Annotated in this window: 34 protein-coding genes and 1 pseudogene; 9 read left to right on the top strand and 26 right to left on the bottom strand. The window is 58.8% G+C overall.

What is annotated here, in order from left to right; genetic code table 11:
• Positions 1-276: 276 nt before the first annotated feature.
• From CLG94_RS04745 to CLG94_RS04710, 9 genes and pseudogenes are all read right to left on the bottom strand, one after another.
• Entirely contained in the window at positions 277-999 is a 723-nt protein-coding gene (locus tag CLG94_RS04745; protein ID WP_107561713.1) for a hypothetical protein, read from the bottom strand.
• Positions 1,000-1,137: 138 nt separating this feature from the next.
• The gene (locus tag CLG94_RS04740; RefSeq protein WP_161954026.1) at positions 1,138-1,761 is read right to left on the bottom strand and encodes a 3'-5' exonuclease; all 624 of its coding nucleotides are present in this window, start codon (positions 1,759-1,761) and stop codon (positions 1,138-1,140) included.
• Positions 1,762-2,068: 307 nt separating this feature from the next.
• Positions 2,069-2,197 (bottom strand): annotated as a pseudogene (locus tag CLG94_RS04735) (integron integrase); the annotation flags it as partial.
• Positions 2,198-2,208: 11 nt separating this feature from the next.
• Positions 2,209-2,361 carry a hypothetical protein gene (locus tag CLG94_RS13260; protein ID WP_161954025.1) on the bottom strand — a complete coding sequence of 51 codons (153 nt, stop codon included), beginning with the start codon at positions 2,359-2,361 and terminating at the stop codon, positions 2,209-2,211.
• A 403-nt stretch (positions 2,362-2,764) separates the two neighbouring features.
• On the bottom strand, positions 2,765-3,061 hold the full coding sequence (locus tag CLG94_RS04730) for a hypothetical protein (protein WP_107561711.1): 297 nt from the start codon (positions 3,059-3,061) through the stop codon (positions 2,765-2,767).
• A 91-nt stretch (positions 3,062-3,152) separates the two neighbouring features.
• A complete protein-coding gene (locus CLG94_RS04725) occupies positions 3,153-3,641 on the bottom strand; it encodes a type II toxin-antitoxin system VapC family toxin (RefSeq protein WP_107561710.1) in 489 nt (162 codons plus the stop codon).
• A complete protein-coding gene (locus tag CLG94_RS04720) occupies positions 3,638-3,874 on the bottom strand; it encodes an AbrB/MazE/SpoVT family DNA-binding domain-containing protein (RefSeq protein ID WP_107561709.1) in 237 nt (78 codons plus the stop codon). The genes CLG94_RS04725 and CLG94_RS04720 overlap by 4 nt, the downstream gene beginning before the upstream one ends.
• 180 nt (positions 3,875-4,054) lie before the next feature.
• Positions 4,055-4,387, bottom strand: a complete 333-nt coding sequence (locus CLG94_RS13570) for a sodium/proton-translocating pyrophosphatase (protein ID WP_239993127.1) — start codon at positions 4,385-4,387, stop codon at positions 4,055-4,057.
• Positions 4,388-4,598: 211 nt separating this feature from the next.
• Positions 4,599-4,991 carry an Ig-like domain-containing protein gene (locus CLG94_RS04710; protein WP_107561708.1) on the bottom strand — a complete coding sequence of 131 codons (393 nt, stop codon included), beginning with the start codon at positions 4,989-4,991 and terminating at the stop codon, positions 4,599-4,601.
• A gap of 232 nt (positions 4,992-5,223) precedes the next feature.
• Between CLG94_RS04710 and CLG94_RS04705 the strand changes: the two genes are divergently transcribed.
• From CLG94_RS04705 to phoU, 8 genes are all read left to right on the top strand, one after another.
• Positions 5,224-5,442 carry a hypothetical protein gene (locus CLG94_RS04705; protein ID WP_107561707.1) on the top strand — a complete coding sequence of 73 codons (219 nt, stop codon included), beginning with the start codon at positions 5,224-5,226 and terminating at the stop codon, positions 5,440-5,442.
• A gap of 22 nt (positions 5,443-5,464) precedes the next feature.
• On the top strand, positions 5,465-5,824 hold the full coding sequence (locus CLG94_RS04700) for an STAS domain-containing protein (RefSeq protein WP_107561706.1): 360 nt from the start codon (positions 5,465-5,467) through the stop codon (positions 5,822-5,824).
• A 163-nt stretch (positions 5,825-5,987) separates the two neighbouring features.
• Complete coding sequence (locus CLG94_RS04695; RefSeq protein WP_107561705.1) at positions 5,988-7,487, top strand: porin; 1,500 nt, start codon at positions 5,988-5,990, stop codon at positions 7,485-7,487.
• A 98-nt stretch (positions 7,488-7,585) separates the two neighbouring features.
• Entirely contained in the window at positions 7,586-8,590 is a 1,005-nt protein-coding gene (locus CLG94_RS04690; protein WP_239993126.1) for a PstS family phosphate ABC transporter substrate-binding protein, read from the top strand.
• A gap of 19 nt (positions 8,591-8,609) precedes the next feature.
• Complete coding sequence (locus tag CLG94_RS04685) at positions 8,610-10,880, top strand: ABC transporter permease subunit (RefSeq protein WP_107561704.1); 2,271 nt, start codon at positions 8,610-8,612, stop codon at positions 10,878-10,880.
• Positions 10,877-12,499, top strand: a complete 1,623-nt coding sequence (gene pstA / locus CLG94_RS04680) for a phosphate ABC transporter permease PstA (RefSeq protein ID WP_107561703.1) — start codon at positions 10,877-10,879, stop codon at positions 12,497-12,499. Before CLG94_RS04685 ends, pstA begins: the two co-directional genes overlap by 4 nt.
• A 210-nt stretch (positions 12,500-12,709) precedes the next feature.
• Positions 12,710-13,456 (top strand): phosphate ABC transporter ATP-binding protein PstB, encoded by a 747-nt coding sequence (gene pstB, locus CLG94_RS04675; protein ID WP_107561817.1) that lies wholly within the window; start codon positions 12,710-12,712, stop codon positions 13,454-13,456.
• A gap of 17 nt (positions 13,457-13,473) precedes the next feature.
• A complete protein-coding gene (gene phoU / locus CLG94_RS13565; RefSeq protein ID WP_239993124.1) occupies positions 13,474-14,823 on the top strand; it encodes a phosphate signaling complex protein PhoU in 1,350 nt (449 codons plus the stop codon).
• 38 nt (positions 14,824-14,861) lie between these two features.
• Here phoU and tatC (CLG94_RS04660) read toward each other — a convergent pair whose 3' ends face one another.
• From tatC (CLG94_RS04660) to CLG94_RS04630, 6 genes are all read right to left on the bottom strand, one after another.
• Positions 14,862-15,266 (bottom strand): twin-arginine translocase subunit TatC, encoded by a 405-nt coding sequence (gene tatC / locus CLG94_RS04660; RefSeq protein ID WP_239993123.1) that lies wholly within the window; start codon positions 15,264-15,266, stop codon positions 14,862-14,864.
• Positions 15,267-15,351: 85 nt separating this feature from the next.
• Positions 15,352-17,310, bottom strand: coding sequence for a glycoside hydrolase family 15 protein (locus CLG94_RS04655; protein ID WP_107561702.1), 1,959 nt, complete (start codon positions 17,308-17,310; stop codon positions 15,352-15,354).
• 9 nt (positions 17,311-17,319) lie between these two features.
• Complete coding sequence (locus tag CLG94_RS04650; protein ID WP_107561701.1) at positions 17,320-17,952, bottom strand: FMN-dependent NADH-azoreductase; 633 nt, start codon at positions 17,950-17,952, stop codon at positions 17,320-17,322.
• 996 nt (positions 17,953-18,948) lie between these two features.
• Positions 18,949-19,398: an integrase core domain-containing protein gene (locus CLG94_RS04640; RefSeq protein ID WP_161954024.1), complete on the bottom strand. Its 450-nt coding sequence runs from the start codon at positions 19,396-19,398 to the stop codon at positions 18,949-18,951.
• Positions 19,399-19,407: 9 nt separating this feature from the next.
• A complete protein-coding gene (locus CLG94_RS04635) occupies positions 19,408-19,785 on the bottom strand; it encodes an IS3 family transposase (protein ID WP_107561698.1) in 378 nt (125 codons plus the stop codon).
• Entirely contained in the window at positions 19,782-19,949 is a 168-nt protein-coding gene (locus CLG94_RS04630; RefSeq protein ID WP_107561697.1) for a transposase zinc-binding domain-containing protein, read from the bottom strand. The genes CLG94_RS04635 and CLG94_RS04630 overlap by 4 nt, the downstream gene beginning before the upstream one ends.
• Positions 19,950-19,957: 8 nt before the next feature.
• On the opposite strand from CLG94_RS04630, the gene CLG94_RS04625 reads away from it, so the two are divergent.
• Entirely contained in the window at positions 19,958-20,236 is a 279-nt protein-coding gene (locus CLG94_RS04625; RefSeq protein ID WP_161954023.1) for a DUF47 domain-containing protein, read from the top strand.
• 38 nt (positions 20,237-20,274) lie between these two features.
• Here CLG94_RS04625 and tatC (CLG94_RS04620) read toward each other — a convergent pair whose 3' ends face one another.
• The 11 genes from tatC (CLG94_RS04620) to CLG94_RS04565 form a co-directional block, all read right to left on the bottom strand.
• Positions 20,275-21,075 carry a twin-arginine translocase subunit TatC gene (gene tatC, locus CLG94_RS04620; protein ID WP_107561695.1) on the bottom strand — a complete coding sequence of 267 codons (801 nt, stop codon included), beginning with the start codon at positions 21,073-21,075 and terminating at the stop codon, positions 20,275-20,277.
• Entirely contained in the window at positions 21,068-21,355 is a 288-nt protein-coding gene (locus CLG94_RS04615; RefSeq protein ID WP_107561694.1) for a twin-arginine translocase TatA/TatE family subunit, read from the bottom strand. Before CLG94_RS04615 ends, tatC (CLG94_RS04620) begins: the two co-directional genes overlap by 8 nt.
• A 49-nt stretch (positions 21,356-21,404) precedes the next feature.
• Positions 21,405-22,022, bottom strand: a complete 618-nt coding sequence (locus CLG94_RS04610) for a DUF47 domain-containing protein (protein WP_107561693.1) — start codon at positions 22,020-22,022, stop codon at positions 21,405-21,407.
• Between the two features lie 31 nt (positions 22,023-22,053).
• Entirely contained in the window at positions 22,054-22,470 is a 417-nt protein-coding gene (locus CLG94_RS04605; RefSeq protein WP_239993121.1) for an ExbD/TolR family protein, read from the bottom strand.
• A 5-nt stretch (positions 22,471-22,475) separates the two neighbouring features.
• On the bottom strand, positions 22,476-23,153 hold the full coding sequence (locus tag CLG94_RS04600; RefSeq protein ID WP_107561692.1) for a MotA/TolQ/ExbB proton channel family protein: 678 nt from the start codon (positions 23,151-23,153) through the stop codon (positions 22,476-22,478).
• A 173-nt stretch (positions 23,154-23,326) separates the two neighbouring features.
• Positions 23,327-23,920 (bottom strand): UbiX family flavin prenyltransferase, encoded by a 594-nt coding sequence (locus tag CLG94_RS04595; RefSeq protein WP_107561691.1) that lies wholly within the window; start codon positions 23,918-23,920, stop codon positions 23,327-23,329.
• A gap of 197 nt (positions 23,921-24,117) precedes the next feature.
• Positions 24,118-24,318 (bottom strand): hypothetical protein, encoded by a 201-nt coding sequence (locus tag CLG94_RS04590; RefSeq protein WP_107561690.1) that lies wholly within the window; start codon positions 24,316-24,318, stop codon positions 24,118-24,120.
• A 150-nt stretch (positions 24,319-24,468) separates the two neighbouring features.
• On the bottom strand, positions 24,469-24,843 hold the full coding sequence (locus CLG94_RS04585; RefSeq protein ID WP_107561689.1) for a HepT-like ribonuclease domain-containing protein: 375 nt from the start codon (positions 24,841-24,843) through the stop codon (positions 24,469-24,471).
• Positions 24,824-25,141: a nucleotidyltransferase family protein gene (locus CLG94_RS04580; RefSeq protein ID WP_107561688.1), complete on the bottom strand. Its 318-nt coding sequence runs from the start codon at positions 25,139-25,141 to the stop codon at positions 24,824-24,826. The genes CLG94_RS04585 and CLG94_RS04580 overlap by 20 nt, the downstream gene beginning before the upstream one ends.
• Before the next feature lie 627 nt (positions 25,142-25,768).
• The gene (locus CLG94_RS04570; RefSeq protein WP_107561687.1) at positions 25,769-25,981 is read right to left on the bottom strand and encodes a type II toxin-antitoxin system HicB family antitoxin; all 213 of its coding nucleotides are present in this window, start codon (positions 25,979-25,981) and stop codon (positions 25,769-25,771) included.
• Entirely contained in the window at positions 25,971-26,231 is a 261-nt protein-coding gene (locus CLG94_RS04565) for a type II toxin-antitoxin system HicA family toxin (RefSeq protein WP_107561686.1), read from the bottom strand. Before CLG94_RS04565 ends, CLG94_RS04570 begins: the two co-directional genes overlap by 11 nt.
• Between the last annotated feature and the right edge of the window lie 68 nt (positions 26,232-26,299).

The following is a 26,299-nucleotide window of genomic DNA, read 5'->3' as shown; positions in this document are numbered from 1 at the left end:
GTCCGCAAAGACTGCACGCCCCTCCAAACACCAGTTTCCTGTGCACCTACCAGATCAACCCGTCTCTTCGCAGTGGCCGCTCTGTCATCGTGCGCATTCGAATCTCTGTCGTTCCGAAAGACCGTCTGGCGATAATTCCCTCGTTGCGTCACATGATACGGGTGGCCGGGTGCAACGATTCGGGTAATCCGTGGCATGCACGATCATGACCGCCGAACACCACGAATTGTCACGATAATAGTGTCTGTCCCTATTTTACCTATGGTGCATGCAATGTTAGACCGCCGGCAGCCGGCCACCCGAGGTAATTCTGACGAAGTTGACGATGGCATTGTCGATCGCTTTGGGTGGTGTCACGTTGTTCGAGCGAAGTTCGTGCTCGAGCAGCGCGAGATCTACGTGGTCGACCAAGCCCTTCACGCCGAGACAAATCGAGTGGAACATCTGGAACTGAGCCTCGATGCCAGCGGGCAGCATGACCGCCCTGAACTTGCCTTTGGCATCACGCCACGTGTCGGGCGACTGCTTGAAGAACCGGACCGTGTACTGGCGGTCGATGGGCGGTATCATGCGCGGCAACAGGTGGTACAGCGCCTTCGAGTTAACGACGATAGTTGCATCGGAGACCGACAGCTTGAGCTTCCGATAGCAGGGCGTGAGAGCCGACACGGCATCGGAGTACTCGTGCGCTGTGAGGTTGAGCAGATCGACCCCCTGCAGCGGTCTCAGCTCTTCACTGCATCCACGCAGCGAGTCCCGGAATGGGCCCCAGTTCGTCAACTTCGTCTTGGTTGTGTCGGTGTCGCCCATCCGGTGCATCCCCCACGCGGTGAGCGTTGCGTAAAGCATCTCGATGTGTCTGTCAGACAAGAAGTCGACTTCACCCGCGCGAATGCACTCGCGATGGAAGTACACACAGGGTCCGCCAAAGGCACAGAATTGCTCGTACGCGCCGACGAAATAGCGCCGCTGATCGGCAAGGAAAGCGCCCGTATTCATGATTTGGTTTCGGTGTTTCGTTCCGCGGTCTAACGACCCAGTTCACCGGGCCAGGAAAGCAAGCGAAGCGCCGCTTTCCTGGCTCCGGTGTAACTGATGGTTGGGCGGCGCCTTCTCTGACGCCGAGTTCTCGGGTCGTCAGACCAAATTCAGCTGCTTGAAGCGGAGATACAGCTCGCGGCACGCCCAGGCATCGGTCGCAGCGTAGGCGATCTGCTGCGGCGTCAGGCGGTGCGCAGCCCAGTTCGTCGTCTTCGCGCCCTTGGGGATTCGCGTGCCGAGAAAAATCCCTGCGAGATTGCGCACGCCCGTCTGCTTCAGGCCGTGACGCTTCGCAACCTTGCCGAGATCCACCACCGCTCTTTCCTCGAACTCAAACAACTTCTTCAGGTTACGCAGATCGTCGGCCACCGATACGCCCGCCTTAGTGATCTTCTCCGACGAAAAGATCTCCTGCATCACGGCGGAATAGTCCTGCTGCTGGACCTGCATGAGATACACCGCGCCTGCCGTGGCGAACTGCACAAGGGAGGGGAGATAACTCTCGCCGGGCCTGAAGGCGGGCCGTGTCTCGATGTCAAAGCCGACTACGCTTTCCTGGCAGATGTCATGCATCGCGCGCTGGAGGTCTGCGGGCGCCGCAACGAGGCGCACCGAACCCTCGTAGCTCCGGATGGGCAGCTCGCTCATCTCCTCTCGCGAAATCCGTTGAGCGCTTTCGGGCGGCAGCGGGGCGGCGGGGTCCCGGCTCATGGGCAGCATACTAAGCCAGCTCCGCGTTGCGCCTGGTCCTCGACACCTATGAGCTTCCACATCGCAGGATCTCATCCTTGACTGACGGTTAGAACAGGGTCCAAAGCGTACGGCGCCCTGACCCGACGCCCAACTATTGATTAGGCCGACCGGCCTAACACGCCAGTTGGGTCAGCCTAACACGCCAACTCCAGTGATGCAGCTTTTTCGCAATCCCTTTTATCACCTGTACTTCCGTCGTCCTGTCCGTGTGCCTCAAGGGAGGTTAAACTGCAAGATCTGCCAGCCTAACACACCAAATAATCATCAACCCTATTCACAATCCGTCCATCGGGCTTCTCACCACTTTTCCACCTCGATTCAGCACATGGGTGTAGATCATGGCTGTCTTCACCTCGTTGTGGCCACGCAACTCCTGGACGGTCCGGATGTCATAGCCATCTTCACGGACCGTCTTCATTGTCGCCATGCGATCGGGAAGCAGAGAGCGGAGGTCTCCTGAAAGCAGCACGGCCCTTCAGGGCTCATGATACCCCAAAGGGCCATATCGGTATTCGCCTTCGGCGTGATGCCGGATCCGGCTAGAAGCAGGTTCCCGCTACTCGCCATGTCTGCATCCTCTCCCTTGACAAAAAGGATAGAACTGAGTAGCCGACTTGTAGCATTCAGCTTGTATAGGTGTCAATGGAAAAAATGAGCCATATTGAGAGCCGTACTGGCGGGATTGGCGGTGCAGATTACAACCACAAATCTGCCATCCGGGGAGTCCACAGGAGGGGGTGTGACCGAAGAGGTCGGTACAGTGTGTGGGCCATACGACCTCGCTCAGCAGACTCGCCGGTTCGCGCGTCCCTGCAGGATCGAGCATCGCGCGGCGTCCCCCTGTCCCGACGATGTGTCGCGGGGGACGGCAGCGCACAATAGGAGATGCGTAGCCGAGGAACAGGAGGGTCGCGAGGCGCCCATGCTTCGGAGGGCTCAGCCGGTCCCCGCTTCCCTCGGAGCCCCGCCGCTAGTACGCTCGGCTCCGCCTGGGGGCTGGCAGTGGCGTGGTCGGCGCCGCCGCGCCCTGCACCGTCACCGTCGCGCTGGCCTCAGGTCCGACCTCTTGGTGGCGCGTATTCGCCGCGATGATCCTGACGGTGTGCGGCCCGTTCGAGAGACCCGTGAGTTCCATTGAGGTCCCAAACGGTGGCCCCGGGTTGGCCCCGTCCAGGTAGAGATGGATGTGGTTGACCTCCCCCGCCGGCTTGAACTCCCACTGGATCACCATGCGGGAACCTATGACGTCCCCATCCTTCGGCGACACGAGCGTGACCGTGGCCTGCTGCGCCCAGCCGATCTCCTCTAGCCCCTCGCGGGTCGGAAAGTCCGGGACTGCAAACGGCTCATCTGCGTTTTTAGGTACCCTCCTTCGCAGGATCCAGGAGAGATAGTTCAGGAAAGTAGGTCCTGTAATAGCCCCGATCACGGGTCATGAGACGATCGGCGTGACTGAGCGCGTGCGCCCCAATAAGAAAATCGCTGAGGAGACGTTGCCGCCCCCGGAGCGATGCTCCACATGACCCGCAGTTCACTTGTTGGATATGCCCGCACTGCGGACAACACAGGGTATCGTCTCGCTGACGGCGATACTGTGCCCATGTTTGGCCCGCCAGCACCAGCGCCGCCGGTGAGTAGGGAACAACATCAATCCCTGTGTCCGCGAGAAACCTATCGAGCTCGTGATGGGATGAGAAGTGGACCGCCAGTTCGGCGTAGACCATGTCACTGATCACTAGACGTCCGGCTTGAAGACTACTATCGAGCGCCCGCTGCGAGACCTCGCCAAACCGCGTATCTGGAATGAGGAGATCGAGCAAGATGTTGGTATCGATCGCTGTGATCACGCCTCTGCCTTCCCCCGGAGCGCCTCAAGCAGACTATCGGGGTCCTGGCCTGCGAGGTGGGTCAGATACCCTCGGTAACGCGCGAAGGGGGATCGGCTCACGAACTTCTTGAGGCGAATCCCGCCAGGCTCTTCTTCAAACTCCACCGCATCGCCCGGATGGAGTCCAAGGCGGTTACGGATGGGCTTAGGGATCGTGACCTGTCCTTTTACGGTCATCCGGCTTGTGTCCATGGGAGGCTCCTTCTCGATTTCATAAGGTATACAATCTACGTACTACGGCATTACGTATATAGTAATACCAATAAAGATGAGCGTCAAGGTAGGAAGGTCCTAGCGAATGACATGGGGAGCGGTGGCCTTGAATGCGGCAACAACTTCGGCCCCGTCCTGCAGGCCAAGCTGCTCCCACGACTACCGGGTGACTGTCGCCGCGATCAGGACGCCGTAGTCGATCGTCACCCGGTAGGTGGAGCCGGCCGGCAGATGGCGGATCATTCGCCCGCAGGACTGATTCCGTGCGCTGGAGGTGGTGAGGATCGCTCCTGGAAGGAAGCCGCCCAGCGTCGGCGCTCCGAAGGCGAACGCGACCAGGATCGGGCTGACAATCGAGAGGACGCCCGGTCCCAGCAGATCCTTCTGCGCCGCAGCCGTCACAATCTCTACGATCCGTTTTCCGGTCTCCTGATACTCTGGAATCCGGCAACCGGGTAGCTCGACAGCGTGGGAAAGGACGGACAAGGTCACAGCGGGGATGCCCTCCTTGACATCGCGGTGTAGATTTCAACCACGAATCCGCCATCCGGGGAGTCCACAGGAGGGGGTGTGACCGAAGAGGCCGGGCGTAGCAGAGGACGGCAGCTTAACATAGGATAGGCGAGCCGAGGAACAGGAGGGTCACGAGGCGCCCAGGATTCGGAGGGCTCAGCCGGTCCCCGCGTCCCTCGGAGCCCAGCAGCTAGTACGCTCGGCTCCGCCTGGGGGCTGGCAGTGGCGTGGTCGGCGCCGCCGCGCCCTGCACAGTCACTTTCGCGCTGGCCTCAGGGCCGATCTCTTGGTGGCGCGGATTCGCCGCGACGATCCTGACGATGTGCGGCCCGTTCGAGAGGCCCGTGAGTTCCATTGAGGTCCCAAACGGTGGCCCCGGGTTGGCCCCGTCCAGGTAGAGATGGATGTGGTTGACCTCCCCCGCCGGCTTGAACTCCCACTGGATCACCATGCGGGAACCTATGACGTCCCCATCCTTCGGCGACACGAGCGTGACCGTGGCCTGCTGCGCCCAGCCGACAGAGAGCCCCGCGACGAACATCACCGCTAATCCCGTCATCATCGACGTCATCGACTTTCCCATGCGATCTCTCCTTCTGCACGGTGCTGGAGCCTACTGAACTACTCACCTCCGCCGTGGGGGGTGGGCAACGCAGGTGCCAGAGGTGATACAGATCAATCCGAAACGAGCACAGAGAGTACACCACGTGTTTCCAGCAAGTCAATCCGGATAGTCGAATTTACTCTGGCGTCACCGATCCTTCATACGGTCGTAACACATGACGGTTAGGATGTCGGTCAAAAAGGAGGATGACATGCTGATTACGTTGAAGGTGGATGCGAGTTCCTACAACCGGCTGGTCGCAAAGAGCGAGGTAAAGAGGGGCTACCTGTTGGGCCTCTCTCCATATTTCGATGATCAATTTGTGCTGAGCCCCATCGATGGAACCATCGAACGAATCTCGTACAACAGGGAAGAGCAGACGCTGCGCATCAGCATTCGACCAGTGGGCGGGCAACGACGGGCGGCGTAACCATAACGAGGAGGAGCGGAGTATGCGATACCGGATCAAAGAGTGCAAAGGCAGTCTGATCATCAGGCTTGATGGGAAGGCGCTGGACAACGAGGAGGCAAGGTTACACCGAGTCCTCTTGCCGTTGCTGCGGCGCCACGGCGTGAAAGTCGTCATCAACCTGACCGGGCTTGACGAGCTCGGCATCCCGGAGCTGGGCGTCCTGGGCGTTATCCGCCAGGAGGTCAAGGCGCAGGCCGGCACCCTCCGGCTGTACGCTCTTCAAGACGACCTTCGGGCGCAATTCGATTGGAATCCCTTCCTTCAGGTCTACGCATTGTACCACGACCTTGAAAGTAGCTTCTCACAGATGCCGGACCTGCCCATGAAGCGGTCAGCCTGAACTCAGCGAGCGCCACAAGTGTGTAGTACGTCCACGGGCCACAACGGCCAGTACCCCCCATATAGGGTACCGTGGCGGGGTCAGTACAGCGCCCCGCAAAAGCAAAGCGCTCCGCTCTTCGGGAGCGCGGTGGTCAACCGAACAACACGCAGAGAGGAGAATCATGGATCAAAGAAAGTGGTGGGTTCGCGGTGTCGTCTTGGGCAGCGCCTTGCTGCTCGCCCCTGCTCCCGCGTGGGCCGATAAGCTCACAGAGCTCGAGCAGGTATTTGAGACGCAGCAGCAGTCACTGCAGCAGTTGCAGCAAGAGATGCACCGGCTACGGCAAGACCGGACCGCGCAACAGACCGAGATCGACAGGCGCGTGATGGAGGTGGAGAAGAAGGCCGCAGATGCCGCGGCCTCGTCACTGCTCACCGGGTATGAGCCCGGGAAGGGCTTCTTCCTGAAGTCAGCCGATGGCCAGTTCAACCTGAGCCTGCGCGGGTACGTCCAGACTTGGATGCAAATCGAAGGGGCGCGAAATGAAGAGGAGTTCCCCGGTGTGGTTGGTGGTCAGGATTTGACGGCAGCAGGGCTGGCACGGCACGACCCGAGCACATTTCGGCTGCGCCGTACTCGGATCATCGTGAGCGGCCAAGTCTTCAACAACTTCGGCTTCTTCATCGAGTCAGAGATCTCGGGAGGTGCCATCGGTACACGGCTCGAAGAGGGCTGGGGCAGCTACACGTATGCGCCGTGGGCCAAGGTGACCGTCGGGCAGTACAAGCCCCGATTCGGCCTCGAGATGCTCACCTCCGCACGGGACCTGGACTTCGCCGAGCGGGCAGTCATCTCCAGGGCGCTGTCCCCGGAGCAGCAGCTTGGTGCCACCGTCGAGGGCACGCTGAAACTCGCCACCATGCCTGTCTACTATGGGGTGGGGATCTATAACGGCTGCGGTCGGGTCGATCAGTGCGCCATCGACAACGACGGGAAGAAAGAGTTCACCGGGCGAGTGGCCGTGTCCCCCCCGATGCCCTTCGGGACTCTCACCATCGGGCTGAACGCCGACCACCGCACCTTCCGGATTGTAAGGGGGAACGGCGCGACCGATGCCAATACGGTGACGAGAGTCGTCGGCGGCTTTGAGAACTTCAACCCGGGTAGTCCGACTGGCGTCAGGCTGGCCGGTAACGGCGTCGGCGGGACCCAGGACGGCTTCCGGATCAACGGCGACCGAGTCACTGGTGGCGGCGACCTCGTCTTCGACTTCTACCCGTTTGTGCTCAAGGGGGAGTACGCCTACGCCTCCCAGGAGCGTGACAACTTGGGCGCGAGCGGTAGCAATCTCGATCACCTCATCATGCAGGGTGGCTATGGGACGATCGGCTACTGGCTCTTCGGCACCAAGCGCAATGGCCTGCTGACCAACCTCCGCTACGAGCACGTACGGGTCGATGATAACAAAGGCGCATTTACGTCTGCCGTGGCCAATGAGGTGCCGATGGAGTTGCGCTCCGGCACTCTCGGACTGACCTGGTATGTCAACCCTAGCGTCCGGCTGCGGGGGAACTACATCCTGATCGATCTCAGGCCAGGCCGGAATGCCGTCGGGATGAGCAATAGCACGCACGGCGAGCTCGCGCATCAAGGGATCGCCGAGCTGCAATTTCAGTTCTAATCGACCGATTATGGAACGTAACATATCTGTAACATGCGCGTAACGTCACCGTCACAGCACCTTTTGTAGAATTCATGGAGAAAAGGAGACCAACCGTCATGAAAAACAGCGAACCGCAAATGAGCAGGCCAAGTTTATCGATACTTCTCGCGCTGATCGTCGGCACTATCTCGCTTTGGCCGGTGCTTGGCGTGGCCGAAGTTCTCAAGGTGGACCAGGCGCTGCCAGCCTACAAGGCGGTCAGCGGGGTATCGGGCAACCTTTCGAGTGTCGGATCGGACACCTTGAACAATCTTATGACGTTCTGGGCCGAAACGTTCAACAAGTTTTACCCCAATGTGAAGATCCAGATTGAGGGGAAAGGCTCCTCCACGGCTCCGCCATCGCTGATCTCCGGTACCGCTCAGCTCGGTCCCATGTCTCGTCCCATGAAAGGGACCGAAATCGATGCCTTTGAAAAGAAGTTCGGCTACAAGCCGACCGAGCTCCGCAGTGCCGTGGACGCCCTGGCCGTATTTGTGAATAAGGACAACCCGATAAAGTGTCTGACCATTGCCCAAGTAGACGCCATCTTTTCCAAGTCCAGGCGCTACGGACACAAGGAAGACATCAAGACCTGGGGTCAGCTTGGCTTAACCGGCGACTGGGCCAATCGCCCGCTTAGTCTGTTCGGTCGAAACTCGGCCTCCGGGACGTACGGGTTCTTCAAGGATCACGCGCTGAAGAACGGCGACTACAAGGATGAGCTAAAGGAGCAGCCCGGATCGGCCTCGGTGGTCCAGGGGGTGGCCGTCGACCGCTACGCCATCGGCTATAGTGGCATCGGCTACACCACCGCCGGCGTACGGGCCGTTCCACTGGCAGAGAAAGAAGGCGGCACGTGCGGCGAGGCCACTGCGGCCAACGCCTATTCCGGGAAGTACCCACTGTCACGGTTTCTGTTCATCTACGTCAATCGGGCGCCAAGCAAGCGCCTTGACCCCCTCACTAGTGAGTTCATTAGGCTTGTGCTCTCGAAGGAGGGGCAGGAGGTCGTGATCAAGGACGGATTCTTTCCGATCCCTAGCTCCGTTGCTAAGGAAGAGCTGAGCAAAGCGCTCTAATGACTCACCGAGCATCTCTATGAAGGACAGCACCAACGTAGACGTACCGGGCGAGCCGCTACAGACGGCTCGCCCGTTTATTATCCCCCGCGAAAAGATTAGGCGGCGCCTCCTGCTGGATCGCCTCGCCCGTTGGGTCGTCACGCTCGGGGGGGCGGCAATCATCGTCTCCATTCTCGCAATCCTGTTCATCATTGCCTATGGGGTCTATCCCCTCTTCAGGAAGCCCACAGCGGTGCTGCTGGGAGCGCTCACCACAAGCCTCGATTCGGCCCCGCTGGCAGTTGGGGTGGATGAATACCGGGAGATCGTGTACGTGGTGACAGCCTCCGGCGTACACTTCGTTTCCGTCAAGGACGGCAGCGTGCCGGCATCCAACCGGCTGCAGGGACTGCACGGCGCCACGGTCGTCGGAACATCAGCCTTGGGACGAGGACAGTTCGCACTGGGACTCTCGGATGGGCGTGCGATCCCCGCTGAGGTCGGATTCTCGGTCACCTTCCCGGAAGGAAGGCGCCGCGTCGAAGCTGAATTAGTAACCGGCGACCCGATCGCAGTCGATCCGGATCGGCATCCGCTCGCCAGGCTCGCCTACGCCTCCACCCCCAACGGGCCCATGACAGCGGCTGCCGTCGGTCCAAAAGCTCTCATCCTCGTCACCGTCAAGGAGACGACGGCCCTGATCGGTCCATCCACGAAGGAGGAGTCACGTGAGCGCCTCACTCTGCCGGTCGAGGGGGAGATCACCCAGATCCTCCTCGATGGTCGCGGCGAGAACCTGTTCGCCGGTACCTCGTCCGGCCAGGTCATTAGGGTCGATCTGCAAAATCCGAACGACCCGAAGGTTGCCGGCGTTGTCCCTGCCACGATCCGACCGGGGATCGGCGTAAGCACGATGGGGTTCCTGATCGGGGACCGCACCCTGGTAGTGGGTGATACGATGGGCGGCGTCAGCTCCTGGCAGCTCGTGCGGGCGGATGGCGAAGAGCAGCGCCTGGCGAAGGTCCATGACTTTCTGGCCCACACGGGGCCCGTCGTCGCCTTCGCCCCGTCCCGTCGCGATAAGGGGTTTGTGACGGCGGACGCCTCCGGCATCATCCACATCCACTATGGAACCACGGGCAAGACCTTGCTGACGCTCAAGGCTGCAGATATGGGACTCAGCGCGGTCACCTTCGCCCCCAAAGTCGACGGTGTCCTGACAGTTGATGCGAAAGGGGGCTTCTCGCACTGGAGCGTGGAGAACCCCCACCCCGAGATCAGTTGGGGGAGCCTGTTCGGGAAGATCTGGTACGAAGGGTACTCTGCGCCGGCCTATGTCTGGCAGTCCACTGGAGGGACCGACGACTTTGAGGCGAAGTTCAGCCTCGCCCCGCTCATCTTCGGGACGATCAAAGGAACATTCTACGCCCTGCTCTTCGCGATTCCGCTGGCGCTCCTGGGCGCCCTTTACACCTCCCAGTTCATGCACCCGACGCTCAGGGGGATCGTGAAGCCGACCGTGGAGATTATGGCTGCGCTTCCGAGCGTCGTCCTGGGCTTCCTGGCAGGCCTTTGGCTTGCACCCCTCGTCGAACAGGTCGTTCCCGGCCTCTTCCTCATGCCGATCGTGACCACGCTCCTTATCCTGATCGTCGTCTTTTGCTGGCAATTCGTTCCCACTAGCGTCCGCAGTCGAGTCAAGGCTGGCACCGAGGTCGCCTTGCTCATCCCGATCGTGATCCTCGGAGGTTGGATCTCCTTCCAACTCGGTGGGACAATCGAGCGCCTGTTGCTGTCAGGCGACTATCGGGGCTGGCTCTTGAATGTCCTTGGGCTCACCTATGATCAACGAAACTGCCTGGTTGTGGGCATCGCCATGGGCTTCGCCGTCATCCCGATCATTTTTACCATTGCCGAGGATTCGCTCTCCAACGTGCCTCAACACCTTGTGGCCGGTTCGCTCGCGCTTGGCGCCACCCGGTGGCAGACCGCGCTGAGGGTAGTCCTGCCGACGGCAAGCCCGGGGATCTTCTCCGCCATCATGATCGGCTTCGGACGGGCGGTGGGCGAAACTATGATCGTCCTGATGGCCACGGGGAATACGCCGGTGATGGACTGGAGCATCTTCAACGGCTTTCGGGCCCTCTCGGCCAACATCGCCGTGGAGCTCCCGGAGGCGCCTGAGGGCGGGACGCTCTTTCGGATCCTCTTCCTGGCAGCCCTCCTGCTCTTCGTGATGACCTTCATCGTGAACACCGTGGCCGAACTGGTTCGCCTGAAGCTTCGGCAGAGGTATCGCGCCCTATGAAGCGATTCTGGAAGAGCGGCGATCCATTCATCTGGCTCACTGGAGGGGCATTAGCCCTCAGCCTCCTTATGGTGGCCGGGCTCGTCCTCCTGGTGCTGCTCAACGGGCTGGGCTTCTTTTGGCCGTCGCCGATTGCGCTTCTCACGCTGTCGGACGGCAAGGAGCTATTAGGCCAGGTGATGCAACGGGAGGTGATCCCGCAACCGGACGCACCCCCAGGGACCGCCACGCGCTACCGGATTCAGGTCAAGGTCGGCAATCGTGACCTGTACGGCGCCGACTTCGTCTGGGTCGAGGAGGCCATGATCGCTCGCCGCGACTCCCCTGCGGAGGCTGTCCTCATCGAGCGACGGGAGTGGGGTCATCTCTACGGCTTTCTCAAGGAGATTCGGGGGGACAACGAGCGCGCCGCAGCTAAGGGTCCTGAGCCGGCCTGGAGCGCTCTTCAGGCCCTCCTTCCGGACGCGACATCGACGCTCAAGGAGATCAGGCGGATCGAGAAAAAAGAGATCGGGGCGATCAACTTCGCTCAGGAGAAGATCCGCCTCAAGCTCAAGAAGCTGGCACTCTCGGGGCAAGAGGGAGGTTCAGAAGCAGCACGGCTCAACCAGGAGATGGAAGGTTGGGCGGCCAAATACCGCGAACAGGAGGCAAGACTCGCCACGTTCCGCCGGCTCTCCCAACATACCCTCATCGTCTCGGTCATCGACTCCAAGGAGGTGGATCTGCCGCTTCAGCAGATCGTCCGAATCGTCCGACCGAACTCGATGGGGGTGTGGTCCAAGAGCGGCGTGTATCTGTCCAGGCTCTGGGAGTTCATCTCCGGCGATCCCAGGGAGTCGAACACTGAGGGTGGCGTCTTCCCCGCCATATTCGGCACGGTGATGATGGTGATGATCATGAGCCTCCTCGTCGCACCGCTGGGTGTGCTGGCCGCATTCTACCTTCGGGAGTACGCGAAACAGGGGATATTGGTCAGTACGGTCAGGATCGCCGTGAATAACCTGGCCGGCGTCCCGTCTATCGTCTTTGGGGTCTTTGGTCTCGGCTTTTTCATTTACCTCGTCGGGGGAGGTATCGACCGGCTCTTCTATCCCGAAGCGCTCCCGACCCCGACCTTCGGGACAGGAGGGATCTTGTGGGCCTCGTTGACCCTTGCTCTCCTGACCGTCCCGGTCGTCATCGTAGCCACGGAGGAGGGACTTGCGGCTATCCCGCCCGGGATGCGTGAGGCCTCGCTGGCGCTGGGCGCCACAAAGTTCGAGACGACCTGGCGGGTCGTCCTGCCGACGGTCATGCCCTCAATCCTTACGGGACTCATCCTGGCCATGGCCCGGGCGGCCGGGGAGGTTGCGCCACTCATGATCACCGGGGTGGTCAAGCTCGCCCCGTCCCTTCCGATCGATGGCGTCTGGCCGTTCGTGCATCTAGAGCGCAAGTTTATGCACCTTGGATTCCACATCTACGACGTCGGGTTTCAATCACCCAATGTGGACGCCGCCAGGCCGATGGTCTACACTACTATACTCCTCCTTCTCCTGGTCGTTCTGGCCTTGAACCTGGCAACGATCCTGATCAGGAACCGTCTCCGAAAAAAATACGCATCTTCGGCGTTCTAGAGATAGAGAAAGTGCCTTATGATAAAGTTTGGACCTATTACTCCCTCCCTTTGTAGGGGCAGGCCTTGTGCCTGCCCAGATCGGGCGACCACTAGGGTCGCCCCTACGCCGAAGAGGATGGGGGGGACTTTCGAAGCAATGACGGACTTTATGGTGCAGAACCATGAGATTTAAAGTGGACTGTAAAAACCGACGATGACAATGGAACCGATGATCGAAATCAGGAAGTTGAGCCTCAAGTACGGCGAGAAGCTCGCCCTCCAGGATATCAGCCTCGATATCCCCAAGCATCAGGTCACGGCCTTCATCGGGCCATCGGGGTGCGGGAAGACGACGCTCCTGCGATGCCTGAACCGCATGAACGACCTCATCGACGGGGTAACAGTCAGCGGGACTATCCGGATCGGCGGACTCGACATCCATGACCCGGCCATGGAAATCACGGAACTCCGCAAGCGGGTAGGCATGGTGTTCCAGAAATCGAATCCCTTTCCGAAGACGATATATGACAACGTCGCCTATGGGCCAAGGATCCTCGGTGTACGCGGACAGTCGACGCTGAACGAGATCGTGGAAAGGAGTCTGCGGGCAGCCGCCCTCTGGAACGAGGTCCAGGATCGCCTGCGCAGCAGCGCTCTCGGCCTGTCAGGGGGACAACAGCAGCGACTGTGCATCGCCAGGGCCATTGCTGTCGAACCGGAGGTCCTCTTAATGGACGAACCGTGCTCCGCGCTGGATCCGATTGCAACGGGAAAGATCGAAGAGCTGATGGCCGACCTGAAACAACAGTACACGATCGTGATCGTCACCCACAATATGCAGCAGGCGGCCCGGGTCTCGGATTACACGGCTTTCCTTTACCTTGGCCAATTAGTGGAGTACGATCTGACCAAGCAACTTTTTGTGAAACCCTCCAAGAAACAGACTGAGGACTACATCACGGGCCGATTCGGCTAGGACACGAGGGCGGAGCCATGCAGCGTCACTTTGATGAGCAATTGCAGGAACTGAGAGAACACCTGTTGGCGATGGGGAGTCTGGCCGAGACGATGATCGTAAAGAGCGTCAAGGCGTTGATGGATCGGAGCGAGGCTCTGGTGCAGGAGGTGTTCACCCACGAGGAAGAGATGGATCAGCGGTGCATCGAAACCGATGATCGATGCTTCACCCTTCTGGCCCTTCAGCAGCCAATGGCTAGAGACCTCCGCTTCATCGCGGCAGCCATCAAGATCAACAGCGACATCGAGCGAATTGGTGACCTGGCGGTCAACATCGCGCAGGCGACTATGTCGCTCATCAGACAGCCAATCCTGAAGCCCCTTATCGATATCCCGCGGATAGCCCAGCTCTGCCAGGAGATGGTGAAGAAAAGCCTGGATGCTTTTGTGGCACAAGACCCGGAGCTCGCAAGGATCGTCATCGAATCGGACGATTCCGTCGATCTCCTGCGGGACCAGATCTTCAGAGAGCTTCTCAGCTATATGATCAGTGATCCCACCACTATTCCCAGGGCCTTAGACCTGATTCTAGTCTCACGCTACCTCGAGCGGATCGCCGATCATGCGACTAATATCGCAGAGGATGTCGTCTATATCGTTCGGGGACAGGATATCCGGGAGCGTGGCGACAAGGAGATACGAAAGGGCTTGAGACGCCCGGCCGGTATCTCACCCGAAATTCCAGGAGTTGATCGAGATGCAGCCCTTGCGGCCCACAGGCTGATGCCGGAGGAGCGTGAGTTTCTCAGTCTGATCGAATCCGCAGCGCATAATCTCCTCGATGCCGCCAGGTCCCTGGAGGCCATGTTCGAGGATTACACTGATTCCGCGGAGAAGTGGAGAAAAATCAGGGAGGCTGAGCACCAAGGGGACGCTATCACCCACAACATCATGAAGAAGCTGAACCAGACCTTCATCCCGTTCATCGACCGGCAGAACCTCCATGCCCTGACGTCAGCCCTCGATGACGTCGTGGACTTCATCGAGGCGGCCGCCTCCAGGATGGTACTCTACAAGATCGAGCAGCCGACCTCCGAATCTCGCGAGATGGTCACCCTCATTGTGGCATCGGCTGAGCAGGTCGCGAAGGCCGTCAGCCAACTGCCAAGGCTCGACACCGTGCAGGAGATCTGCGTGGAGATCAATCGGTTGGAGAACGAGGCGGACGATCTGTATCGGCGTGCGATCGCCGGCTTGTTCGAAGGAGAGCAACCGATTCTAGAGGTGACCAAGTGGAAGGAGATCTACGAATTGCTCGAAGGTGTGACCGACCGCTGTGAGGATGTAGCGAACGTGGTCGAAACGATCGTCCTCAAGCATGCGTGAGCCTGAGCCACTCATCTAACCCTGGGACCTCTAACGTCTTAGACTCCTTCCGTCGCCTCCTGCGAGGTGACTGCCGGTTTCTTGACCAGAATGCGTGCCCCGAGAATCCCGACCTCATAGAGTAGATACATCGGCACAGCCATCAGCGTCTGGTTGAAGACGTCCGGGGTGGGGGTCAGAATGGCTGCAATCGTGAAGACAGCCAGGATCGCGTACTTCCGATTCTTGGCAAGAACCTGGGGCGTGACCAGCCCTATCTTGGCCGCAAGTCCAATGACTAACGGGAGCTCAAAGACTACTCCGAAACCCAACAGGACTTTTGTGGTAAAGTCCATGTAGTTACCGATGGAGATCATCGGCTTTAGACCATGGGTCACCGCCTGCTGCTGCTGCGGATTCAACTCCGCCATCCAGGTTGTATCGTTGCCGTTGTGTTCGGTCATCCGTGCTGCCTGTTCTGTTGAGTCGAATGTGATGCAGAAACCCAGGGCCGGCGGAAACGGGAGAATCGTAATGGCTTTTCAACGATCACAAGGGCAGACGGTCAGCTTGCTGCTGGTACTCACGGACGGCGGTGACAAATGCGGCGTGGCTCCAGGTGAGCGGAGATACCGATAGCGGCCGACCGGACTGTGGATCTAGCTGCTCCGCCAACACCCCGCTTGGTAGCGCATGGGCCGCGGTCCATTCCAGGATCGCCAAAGCGGGGATCAGATCCGCCCGCCTCCGGGCCGATGCGATCAGATATTGGGCATACCAGAGCGTCGTCACGAACCAGGGATTGCCCGGCACCTGTGTGTTCTCCCGGAAATAGGGATCGTTCTCGTACCGCGCAAGTCCCCCAACCTCCGTCCGGCACCATAGCTTCGCATGCAGGTGTTTCAGCGTACTCTGCACCCTGGAATCATCGGCCGGCAGCATGCCGAAGGCAAACACGCCACATGCGCTTGCATCCACCGTACGATCCAGCACCGGCGCACCGCCATCCGGCGGGAACATCGCGCCGCGGGCAAAGCACTGGGTCTCCGGCAGGAACAGGTGACGTATCGCCGCCTCGCGCAGGGTTGCGGCGCCCGCCCGGTAATCCCCGGCAAGTTCATGCTCTCCAAAAGCTTCCACAAAATGAGCCGCCGCCATCAGACCGCCGTAAACCGCCGCCACTGTAAATGTCAGGACTTCCTGCCGTTCCTCCCAGAGGTCATAGCTCGCCAGCGGAAGCCCCGTCTTGAGATCACGGTAGTTCATCAGGAAGTTGGCGCCGTTCTTGATGAGCGGACGGTAAAGCGGGGAAATGAATTCGATGTCCCGGAACCGGCGATAGTGTTCCCACAGCGCCCATATCACCAAAGCAGTTTCATCCTCCTGGATCGGCAACTGGCCGCGCGCATCCTTGACCCAGGGATGCCAGGAACTGGCGGGCATCCCGGCAGGCGTGTATTTATGCAGGAAGTAGCCCTCGCGCTCCACCACCCCTGCACAAAATCGGAAAAACATTCTGCTGGTCTCAGGGTACTCCGCCAAGTCAAGGGCGTGGGCCACCAGCGCGCCATCTCGCGGCCACACATAGCTGTAGGTGTCGCGATTGAACTGGATATTGTCCGAATCATTGGCGGCAACAATGGCTCCGTTCCGATCAATCTGCGTGCGCATGATCAGCAGGCTGCGCCGATAGAGCCGCATCACGGCATCCGGCAAGCCTTCCACAGAAAAAGGTTCCTTGCGCGACCACAGACGCCAGTAGTCATGGGTCCGCTGGAAGAAGCGGGCTGGCCCGCGGCGGATGACCGTCCGGTTCAGCCCCTGCACCGCGTTCCAGTCTTTTCCAATGCTGATCCATAACCAGGCAATTTCCGCACCTTCCGGTTCCACGTTGATATGCAGCGCAGCCACCGAGTCCACGGAGCCCTGGGCGATGGCGTTTCCGCCGAGGTTCCCGTCCTCCGCATCCTTCCACGTGCCTTCAAATGCCTGGCGCCGCTTGTTCCCGGTGGCGAATTGATCGAACCCGTGCCGCCCGCAAAGTAAGGCATTGATCAGGAAATAGCGGTCGTTCTTATAATGCAAGAGCCCGCCCGCCTCCAGCCTCAGTGCGGCGGTATCGCCGATGTCGTTACCGCTGATGCTGAAATCAAACCCGAAGAACAGGCGAAGGCGGCGGGCTCGATTGCTGAGATTGGTCACCGTGATGCGACGCAGGTAAAGGCTGTCATGGAAGTCGACCAGGTCGTTGAAACACATCTTCAGGGCCTTTCCGGGATGCGTCCAGAGCACCCTGGTGACCAGCGTGTCGTCCAGATACTGGACGCTTCGTTCCCAGCCGTTCGGCAGCCATTCAAAAGCGCTGTCTTCCCACAGGCCCACACGAAACACCGCCCCACCGACATGGTTTTCCTGACCGACATGCGGATAATAGATATCCCGCACTAAGCCGTCCGTGTCATAGGCCACCAGGATTTGTCCGTTGCCGATTGGAATGTCACGTGCCATGACTGCTCCTCAAGCAGGGATCCGCGCCGCCGCCTCGCGCGCCGCTCCGCGGGCGGCTTCCACGGTGTGTCGTACCGCCTCTGCGGACACCCCATCCAGTGGTTCAACCTTAATAAACTCAATCGCCGTAATCCCGACAAATCCGAAGACGACCCGCAGATAGGATTCCACATGATCGAACGACTGGGTTTCCGGCGTGGTATAGTCCCCTCCCCGTGAGGAAATCACCACCATGGGCCGCCCTTTCAGCAGTCCCTCCGTATGACCGTGGACATACTGAAACAGATACCGGGGCTGCACGAGGATATCGATATACTGCTTCAATACGTACGGGACATTGAAATTCCACATGGGCGTGCTGATCAGGTAGGCATCCGCCCCCTTGAAGCGGGCGATGTGCTGCTCAATGTCCTCCCATGTTTCGCGTAGCTCGCCATAAAGCTCCTTGCCGCCAAGCAGCATGTACTTGCCATCCACCTGGCGCGCCGCCAGCACGGGCAGCGGGTCGGTAAACAGGTTGATCTCATCGATCATCCATTCCGGATGCAGCTCGCGAAAGCGTTCAAGAAAGGCGGATGCCACCTGCAGGGTTCGCGATTTTTCGCCCCGCGGGCTGGCGATAACGTGCAGAAGTTTTTTCATGGCAGCGTCGCTCCGTATCGAGTGAGGCCGTCTCGGTCATTTGCCGTAACGTTTAACGATCTCTTTCCTGACAGGGCATGTGCAGATGGGGAAGTTATCCATCGTGCTCTTATAGGCGCAGGGCTTGTCTCCGCGGCATTCGATAAGACAAATCCTATGCATGAGGCATTGATTCACGGAGCAGTATATGTGCCCCGCGCTTTTCAGGCAGGCGATGTTCCTTGTGCGCTTGGTCGCCGCCTTGATGATAGCGCCGTCGATCTCGTGTTTCATGCCCGCGGTCCTTAAGACTTGGCTCACGAGGCCCCGTCGTTCTCCGTAACGTTGTCGCTATTCAATAAGCTCAGGATGCTGTTCGGTAAAGAAAAGGAGCAACTGAAAGTAGCTCCCCATAGTATCCAAGGGGATGGATGACGTCCACGTCGTTGAAGGTGAATTACCAAGGATATAACATCTGTTTGTCCAATTGCCACTGGATTTGTGACGGACGGTAAAACCAGTCCAAATAAATCTACTTGCTTGAAAAAAGGATCATCCCACAGTTTGACATCATATTAGAACCATCCGTTCGATAGGTAACTGCTGCTGCACGTCATGAAAGGGGCGGCACTACAATCAAGTATCCAGGCGAGAAGCATGGCGAAAACGGTTAAAACATGTCTGCGCATATGCTCCCCGGTTCCTTGTGCTAACTTGTGCAACACCTCGTGTGGGATATTCTAATTGCCCACTGCTGCCCACGCAGCAGTGATTTCACTACCGCATCGCAACGAGTCTTGCGGTTAGTGCAGACCTAGCCTGCCTCCGCGGTGGGTCCGAAGATGAGCCGGCTCCTTTTCAGGACGCTTCTCGCCCCATCTATAGATCGTGCCTCTCCCTTTCCTTACGGCGACTCCAGACTTGAAGGTCTGATCATCCTTGGATGCGCGGTCGAGGCGGGAGAACCAGAAACAATCATGGTAGTCAGTGTAGTGCCCCCTCGAAAGTCAACAAGTCTTATGCCGCCTGGGAGAGTTGGTAGAACTGTTCACGCCAAGCACGAGGGGTGAGATACCCCAGGGCCGAGTGTTGCCGTTCCGTGTTGTAGCGCGCAATCCAGTCCATGATGATGCGTTCGGCCTCCTCGAAGGACTCGAAGTGATGCAGCCAGACACATTCCTGCTTCAGGGTCCGGAAGAATCGCTCGATGACCCCGTTGTACTCCGGCGAGTCGCGGAGGATGAACTCCCGGGTGATCGCGAGCTGCTGCGCGGTGCCGACAAAGAGCTGGGCCAGGAAGATGGAGCCGTTCTTGTGCCGGAGCCGCAGCCCCGCAGGCACCTGGCGGAGACCCCCATAGCGCTGGACGATCCCTTGCTCCAGCGCATCGATGGCCTCGATCGCCCGGCCATGATGGGCGAGCCGAGCGCCCACACATTCGCGACTCCCGGCATCAAGGACGCCCACCAGGGAAGCCTAGCCATCCCGGACGCACCAGATCTTCGTCGTATCGGTGGCCCAGAGTCGGTCCGGCTGGTCCACGGTCGAGCTCTCACCCATGTCGGCTTGGGCCGACGGGCAGGGCGATGCCAGCCCTTCAGTTGCATAATCCCGATGCACCGTCTTCCGATTGACCACGACCCCCTCCTTCAACCGCAGCCAGGCCCACACCCGGCGGCAGCCGAAGGTCTCCTCCCGGCCCAGGGTGCTCCGGATCCGCTGGGCCAAGCGCTTATCACGCGGCTCCTGCCGCGGTGGAGTGGGCGCCGAGCTGTGCTGCCATTTGTAGAAGCCCGCCCGCGAGACGCCCAACGTCCGACACACCAGGCTGAGCGGAGCGCCATGCGCCCTCATCTGGTCGATCTCCGCCCACGTTGGCGGATCAGCTTGGGGACGGAGAAGACAATGTGACGCTGAGGGATGGTGACAGCAAGATCATCCAGGAACCATTCACCGAATTCGATCACTCGTTTCTGATGACACGATGGGCAGAAGTGACGGCGTTTGCAGGAGAATATCCCGCGAGATGGTGGCCCTCATTCTAGCATCGGCCGAGCAGGTCGTGAAGGCGATTGGGGACCTGCCCAGATTCGTCGGGGTGGAGGAGATCTGCGTGGAGATCAATCGGTTGGAGAACGAGGCGGACGATCTGTATCGGCGTGCGATCGCCGGCTTGTTCGAAGGAGAGCAACCGATTCTAGAGGTGACCAAGTGGAAGGAGATCTACGAATTGCTCGAAGGTGTGACCGACCGCTGTGAGGATGTAGCGAACGTGGTCGAAACGATCGTCCTCAAGCATGCGTGAGCCTGAGCCACTCATCTAACCCTGGGACCTCTAACGTCTTAGACTCCTTCCGTCGCCTCCTGCGAGGTGACTGCCGGTTTCTTGACCAGAATGCGTGCCCCGAGAATCCCGACCTCATAGAGTAGATACATCGGCACAGCCATCAGCGTCTGGTTGAAGACGTCCGGGGTGGGGGTCAGAATGGCTGCAATCGTGAAGACAGCCAGGATCGCGTACTTCCGATTCTTGGCAAGAACCTGGGGCGTGACCAGCCCTATCTTGGCCGCAAGTCCAATGACTAACGGGAGCTCAAAGACTACTCCGAAACCCAACAGGACTTTTGTGGTAAAGTCCATGTAGTTACCGATGGAGATCATCGGCTTCAGATTTTCGGTTTTGTACGTCAGGAGAAAGTTCAGGGCGAACGGGAGGACAAGGTAGAAGCAGAACAGCAGGCCGCAAAAAAAGAAGACGGTCGACAGCACCACAAAGGGAAGGGCATAACGCTTCTCGTGAGCGAGTAGGCCGGGCGCAATGAACTTCCAGATCTGATAGAGGACGATTGGCAGGACTAACAAAAGGCCGGCAAAAATGGCGATCTTCATGTGCATCCAGAAGGCCTCGGCAGGCGCCAGGAAGAACAGGTCGACGGGGGGGCCCTGGCGTGGGGCGGATCGTAGGAAGGGGTAGGTCCTGGAGAAAATGAGATCGGTCGTCAGGGGGCGCTTCAGAACACGAAGGATCGTCTCCGAATAGTTGAAGGTGACAATGAACCCGATCCCGATGGCTACTATGGATATGAGGATCCGCTTTCGGAGCTCCTCCAGGTGGGAGAAAAACGCCATCTTCTCATCAGACATTCCGCGTCTCGTGCTTTCCCTTCGGCGTTTCCTCCTGGCCTACGGTCGGAAGCGTTTCAGCCTCGGCGGCTTGCGTCTTCTGCTCTGCCACCGCACCTGCCTTCTCCTCCTCTTCCGCTAGCTCGGTAGACAATCCTTCCTTCAGCTCATCAGAGGCTCGCTTGAACTCCGCCATACCTCGGCCTAGCGATCGAGCAAGGTCCGGCAGTTTCTTGGGGCCGAAGACTAAGAGCGCGATGACAAAGATTACAATCAGCTCTTGCATCCCAAGTCCGAACATCCTACGAACCCCCCACTGCGGCCTCTTTTCGATTGGTGGATCTTGCGGATCAGGTACTCTTCAATGCCACGGATTCGACGATGTTGGCCACATCTTCACATCGGTCGGTGGTCGTCTCCATCGTCTCGTAAATCTCCTTCCACTTGATAACATCCATCGGATCGTGCTCCTTGTCAAAGAGGTCGGCAATCGCCTCTCGGCTGATATCATCGGCCATGTTCTCCAGTCTATTGATCTCGATGCAATGCTCCATCACGTCGTCCATTCGCTCGAGGCTTGACACCGCTTTGACAATCTCCTCAGCCGATTTCAGGATGACCTGGGCAAGCTTCCCGGACTCTTCGGTAGGCCGTTTGATCTTGTAAAGACTCATGCGGGCAGCCGACGCCTCGATCAGGTCCATAACGTCGTCCAGCGCCACAGCCAGACCGTGAATGTCTTCGCGTTCGATGGGGGTAATGAATGTCCGGTTCAGCTTTCGGATGATCTGGTGGGTGATCTTGTCTCCCACGTGCTCGAGCTCCTCAAGTCGCTTCCAGCGTTCCTGAAGGTCCGAGTCGTGTTCATCGGTCATCTGAACGAGGACTTTTGCGCCTTCCAATATATTATTGGCTGCCTCATCGAAGAACTCAAAGAACTTCTCTTCCCGTAGGATCAGTCTGAACATACCGGGTGTGGGCTCACAGCGGTGAAGTGGGCTATCTGGACTCTGCTCGCTCGGTGATCATTCCAACCGTCTCGATGCCGGAAGATTTGATCGCATCCATCACATCGATGACGAAACCATAAGGGACCCTGGCATCGCCGCGTAAGTAGAGAACCCGCTCCTTCCCGGAACCGGTCATGGATTTAAGGCGGGTCTCAAGGTCTTTCCGGGGTACCTCCTCATTATTGACGAGGATGCGGCTGTCTCTCGTCACCGTCAAGGTGATGCGCTCTTCCTCTTTCACCTGCGACGCCTGCGCTGTCGGGAGTTGGACATCAGTCCCACGCTGGAGCATCGGGGTCGTCACCATGAAGATGATCAGCAGGACAAGGGTCACGTCCACCAAAGGAGTGATGTTGATCTCTGAAAGCAGCCGCCGATCTTTCCCACTGTTAGTCTGCATGCCCATCCTCTTTAGTCTCCATGATGGGTGGCCTGATCCAATAGCCTGTCCACCATCTCCGAGGCCGCATTGTCCATTGCCGTGGTAAAATCCTTGACCCTGCCGACAAAATAGTTGTACGCAATCACTGCAGGAATAGCCACGAACAAGCCCGCGGCTGTTGCCACGAGCGCTTCGGCTATCCCGGATGATACCGTACCAATCCCACCCGACCCCGTCTTGGCAATCGCCTCGAAGGCCCGAATGATCCCCAGAACGGTCCCGAAAAGGCCAACAAATGGGCTGACATTACCGAGCGTCGCGAGAGAGCCCAGGTATCGTTCCAGCCGGGTGATCTCCGCGGAGGTGGCCCGTTGCATAGCCCCCTTGCACGATTCGAGCCGACGCGAAAATCGCTTACCGGCGAGGTCCGGAGATTCCTGGTCGATGATGGCCAGGAGACCGGCCTGCAGGACCTTGCCAACCGGGCTGCCGGCATTCTGTTCGCACAGACGGAGCGCTTCCGCCCTTTTCCCATCCGCCACATACTGCAACCCCTTCCCGGCTACCTGTTCGGTAGCTTTCTGAGCCTTATAGTATGTATAGAACCGCTCGCCGATCACCGCGAGTGAGTAGATAGAGAATATGGCGAGGATCACCATCGTGATCCCACCGTTAGCAATAAACTGGAAGGTTCCCTGCCCCATCATGTCAGATTATCCTTCAAAATGACGACTATACACAGCTCTTTCCCCAATCTCCTCGCTTCCCTGCCAGACCACGCAGCTCGCTAATACTCGATCAAGCTGTATAGCATGGAATGGCGCCGAACGGAAGTGGATAACGAATCGGGTGAGTACGTTCGCCGGCAGCGCCTCGATCGTTATCCTGTGCCCAGCCACCGATTTGGTAAGTCGGTGTGCAGACCGATCTGATCCAGCGCCCGTCCGACGATCTGATCCACTAACTCCTCGACCGTTTGTGCCCTCTGATAGAACGGCGGCACTGGCGGAACGATTTTGACGCCCGACCTTGCCAATGTCAACATCTGTTCCAGGTGGATGGCGGTAAAGGGGCTCTCCCTCACCACAAGAGCAAGGCGCTTCCCCTCCTTCAGGACAACGTCAGCCGCTCTGGCGATCAAGGTCTCGGTGTAACCGGTAGCGATGGCCGCCAGGCTCTTCATCGAGCAAGGCGAGACAATCATCGCGGCCACGTTGGGCGAGACGTAGGAGCCGCTCGAGATGGAAGCGCCGAGGTCCCGATCGTCGTGGAAAAAGGTGGCAAGGCGCTTGAGATCCTCCATCGTGCGTCCGCTTTCTTCCCGAAGTGTCGCCTTCGCCCCTTCGGACACGATCAGATGGACGGGCAGCCTCAGTTCCTGGAGCACCTCAAGCGTCCGGATGCCAAGAACGACCCCGCTGGCCCCGGTAATCCCCAGAATATATTCCTGCTTCGCGTCGATCCGATTCACCATAGCTGTGTGAACATTCCTTAGAAAATGGCGATCAGCCGTCAGCCGTAGTCAGCCGTAGGTCGGGTTAGCGCAGCGTAACCCGACAACACTCGGCTGGCCGCTCTCTCAGAATGGCATTCTCGTGCGCCGTGGTACGACCGAGCCGTATAGGGTATTGCTCAAATATTGCAGCCAGAGAAGCATTATTGTGAAGTACCTCACATCTCGCGCGCCCTACCGGTGCGATATTCAGCTAGCGCCTCTTCAGCTAACGCGTCGAACTTTCCGGCAGCAGCATCTGCCTCAATCTGGGCATCCCAAGCAGCAGCATCGAACTCCAAGAACCAGCGTCGAAGCTTCGCGAGTTCTTCGGAAGGAAGTTGCTCGATGGCGCGCTCGATCGTCTCCACAGTTGTCACGGTGTTCTCCTTACTTGGTCACAAATATACCGCATTCTCCACCTCAGGGCCAATGCCCGCGATGAGCCGCAAGCAGCGATCCCCCGTTCCGTCCCGGCACCGCCAGTCCGCTCGATCCCGATATTCGGCGGGATGTCTTCCGGGTACAGTTCAACGACTCGTCGGGTCTTTGGGCTGGGTGCGGCTGCCCGCATCACGGAGGATGTTTACGATTTGACCCCTCAAAACGGGTACCTTGTTCTTCACGGCATCCCACACAAGCTCGTAATCCACACCGAAGTACCCATGGATCAGTCGGTAGCGCATGCCGGCCATTGCCCGCCATTCCACCTCGGGATGCTGCTCGCGAAACGCATCGGGTACTTTCTTGGCGGCTTCACCAATGACCTCCAGACTTCGCGCAAACGCCCGGCGCAAGGTTTCGTCGGCCAGCAATTGCTCCTTACTGAGCGATGCGCACTGCTCGGCCAGATAGTCTGCCTCGATGAGGATGTGACGCAGGTACTCAAGCGGCTCGAATGACATCTCTGGCCTCGGAAAGGATATAAGCGCCGAGATGGGGACTCAGCGACTCGGTCGTCACGATCTCAACACGACGTCCAAGCAGGCGCTCCAAGAGTTCCGAGAGATCGAGAAACCGGTCGTATGTTTTCCGTTCGGGCTCGAACTCGACCAGGACATCGACATCACTGTCGAGCGACGCCGCTTCCCGAACAAACGAGCCAAACAGCGCGAGCCGCCGAACCCCCAGCGCACGGATCGCGGCCTCGGCTGATTCCAGGCGTTCGATTACTTCCTTCCGGTTCCGCACGATCTCAGGCATAGGGAACCCCCTTCCCGCACAACCTACCGACCTTCGACCGGAAACCCTTTCAGCTTCAGCATACCTCTTGATCGATCCGAATCGATACGAATTCTCCGTGCCGCCGAATGTTCACGTTAAGCGGCCTGCCGCAGCTTTATGCGGCAGGCCCGCTCGAAGGCTTGGTTGGGCACAGTTGGGATAAGTTTGTTCTTGAGTGTACAACCAACAGCAGCGGCGTATCGCTTCAGCGAGCCCACCGAGGGCGCATGCTTTCCGGAGGCCTCGATCTCGGCCTGAACTCGCTCATGGAAGTACTCGGCGGATAATACTAGTAATGAAGGTTAGCACTCATACGAACTTGCGTCAATGCGAGGGCCGACTTCCTAGTGCCCAATACGGGCTGACCGGCGGTCAGGTTCGCGCAGGCGGGGGAGAAATGCGAAGCATTTTCAACACGTCGAGGAGTATGTAGGCCCGGAAGAAATCGACGATGGCATCTGGAGCGTCTACTTCGGCCCGCACACGCTCGGTCGGCTCCATGAACGACACATGCGCGTTGAGGACGAACATGGTAGATTACAACGTCATAAAATGTAACCCATGTCTCCGGACTGTTTTGTTACCTATCTCCCCGACCGGTTATTATTATGCATACATCAGCCGACCCCGGGGTTGTGGAATTGGACGATTGAGCTCCCGAGCGGTCTCGATCCACTCCTCGATCACTTCTTGCGCATTCGCAACAGCTTGCTCGTAGGTCTCTCCGTCTGCCATGCACCCAGGCAGTTCTGGGACCTCGACCACAAAGCTTTGATCCTCATCGCTCCAGTAGATCACGAGTTCATACTTAATCGACATCGCCTTCTCCTAATCGATATGTTACAAGAGTATTCCTGACCTGCTTGACTTGATACGGTTTAGCCTTTTTGCCCTTCGGTTGTAAATTGATGATCTCGGCAACGCCACCCAGGGTGAAAATATGATGATCACCCCTCACCCGTTCTTCAAAGCCAAGGCGGCCAAGTAACTTACACAGGTCGGCGAACTCGATGTTTGAGTCGGCACCGCCAGCCAATATTTTCTCCCTGAGCTTTGAATACTTCCCCATTCGATAATCCCTATTTATTTAGTCCGGCGATTTCTGATGCATAACGGCGAGTTCAGCGGCGGCGTTTA

Origin of the sequence: Candidatus Methylomirabilis limnetica, assembly GCF_003044035.1 — a bacterium.
Lineage (GTDB): Bacteria > Methylomirabilota > Methylomirabilia > Methylomirabilales > Methylomirabilaceae > Methylomirabilis > Methylomirabilis limnetica.
Note: the sequence above shows the minus strand (reverse complement) of the source record. Positions and strands in the feature narration are given on the sequence as shown.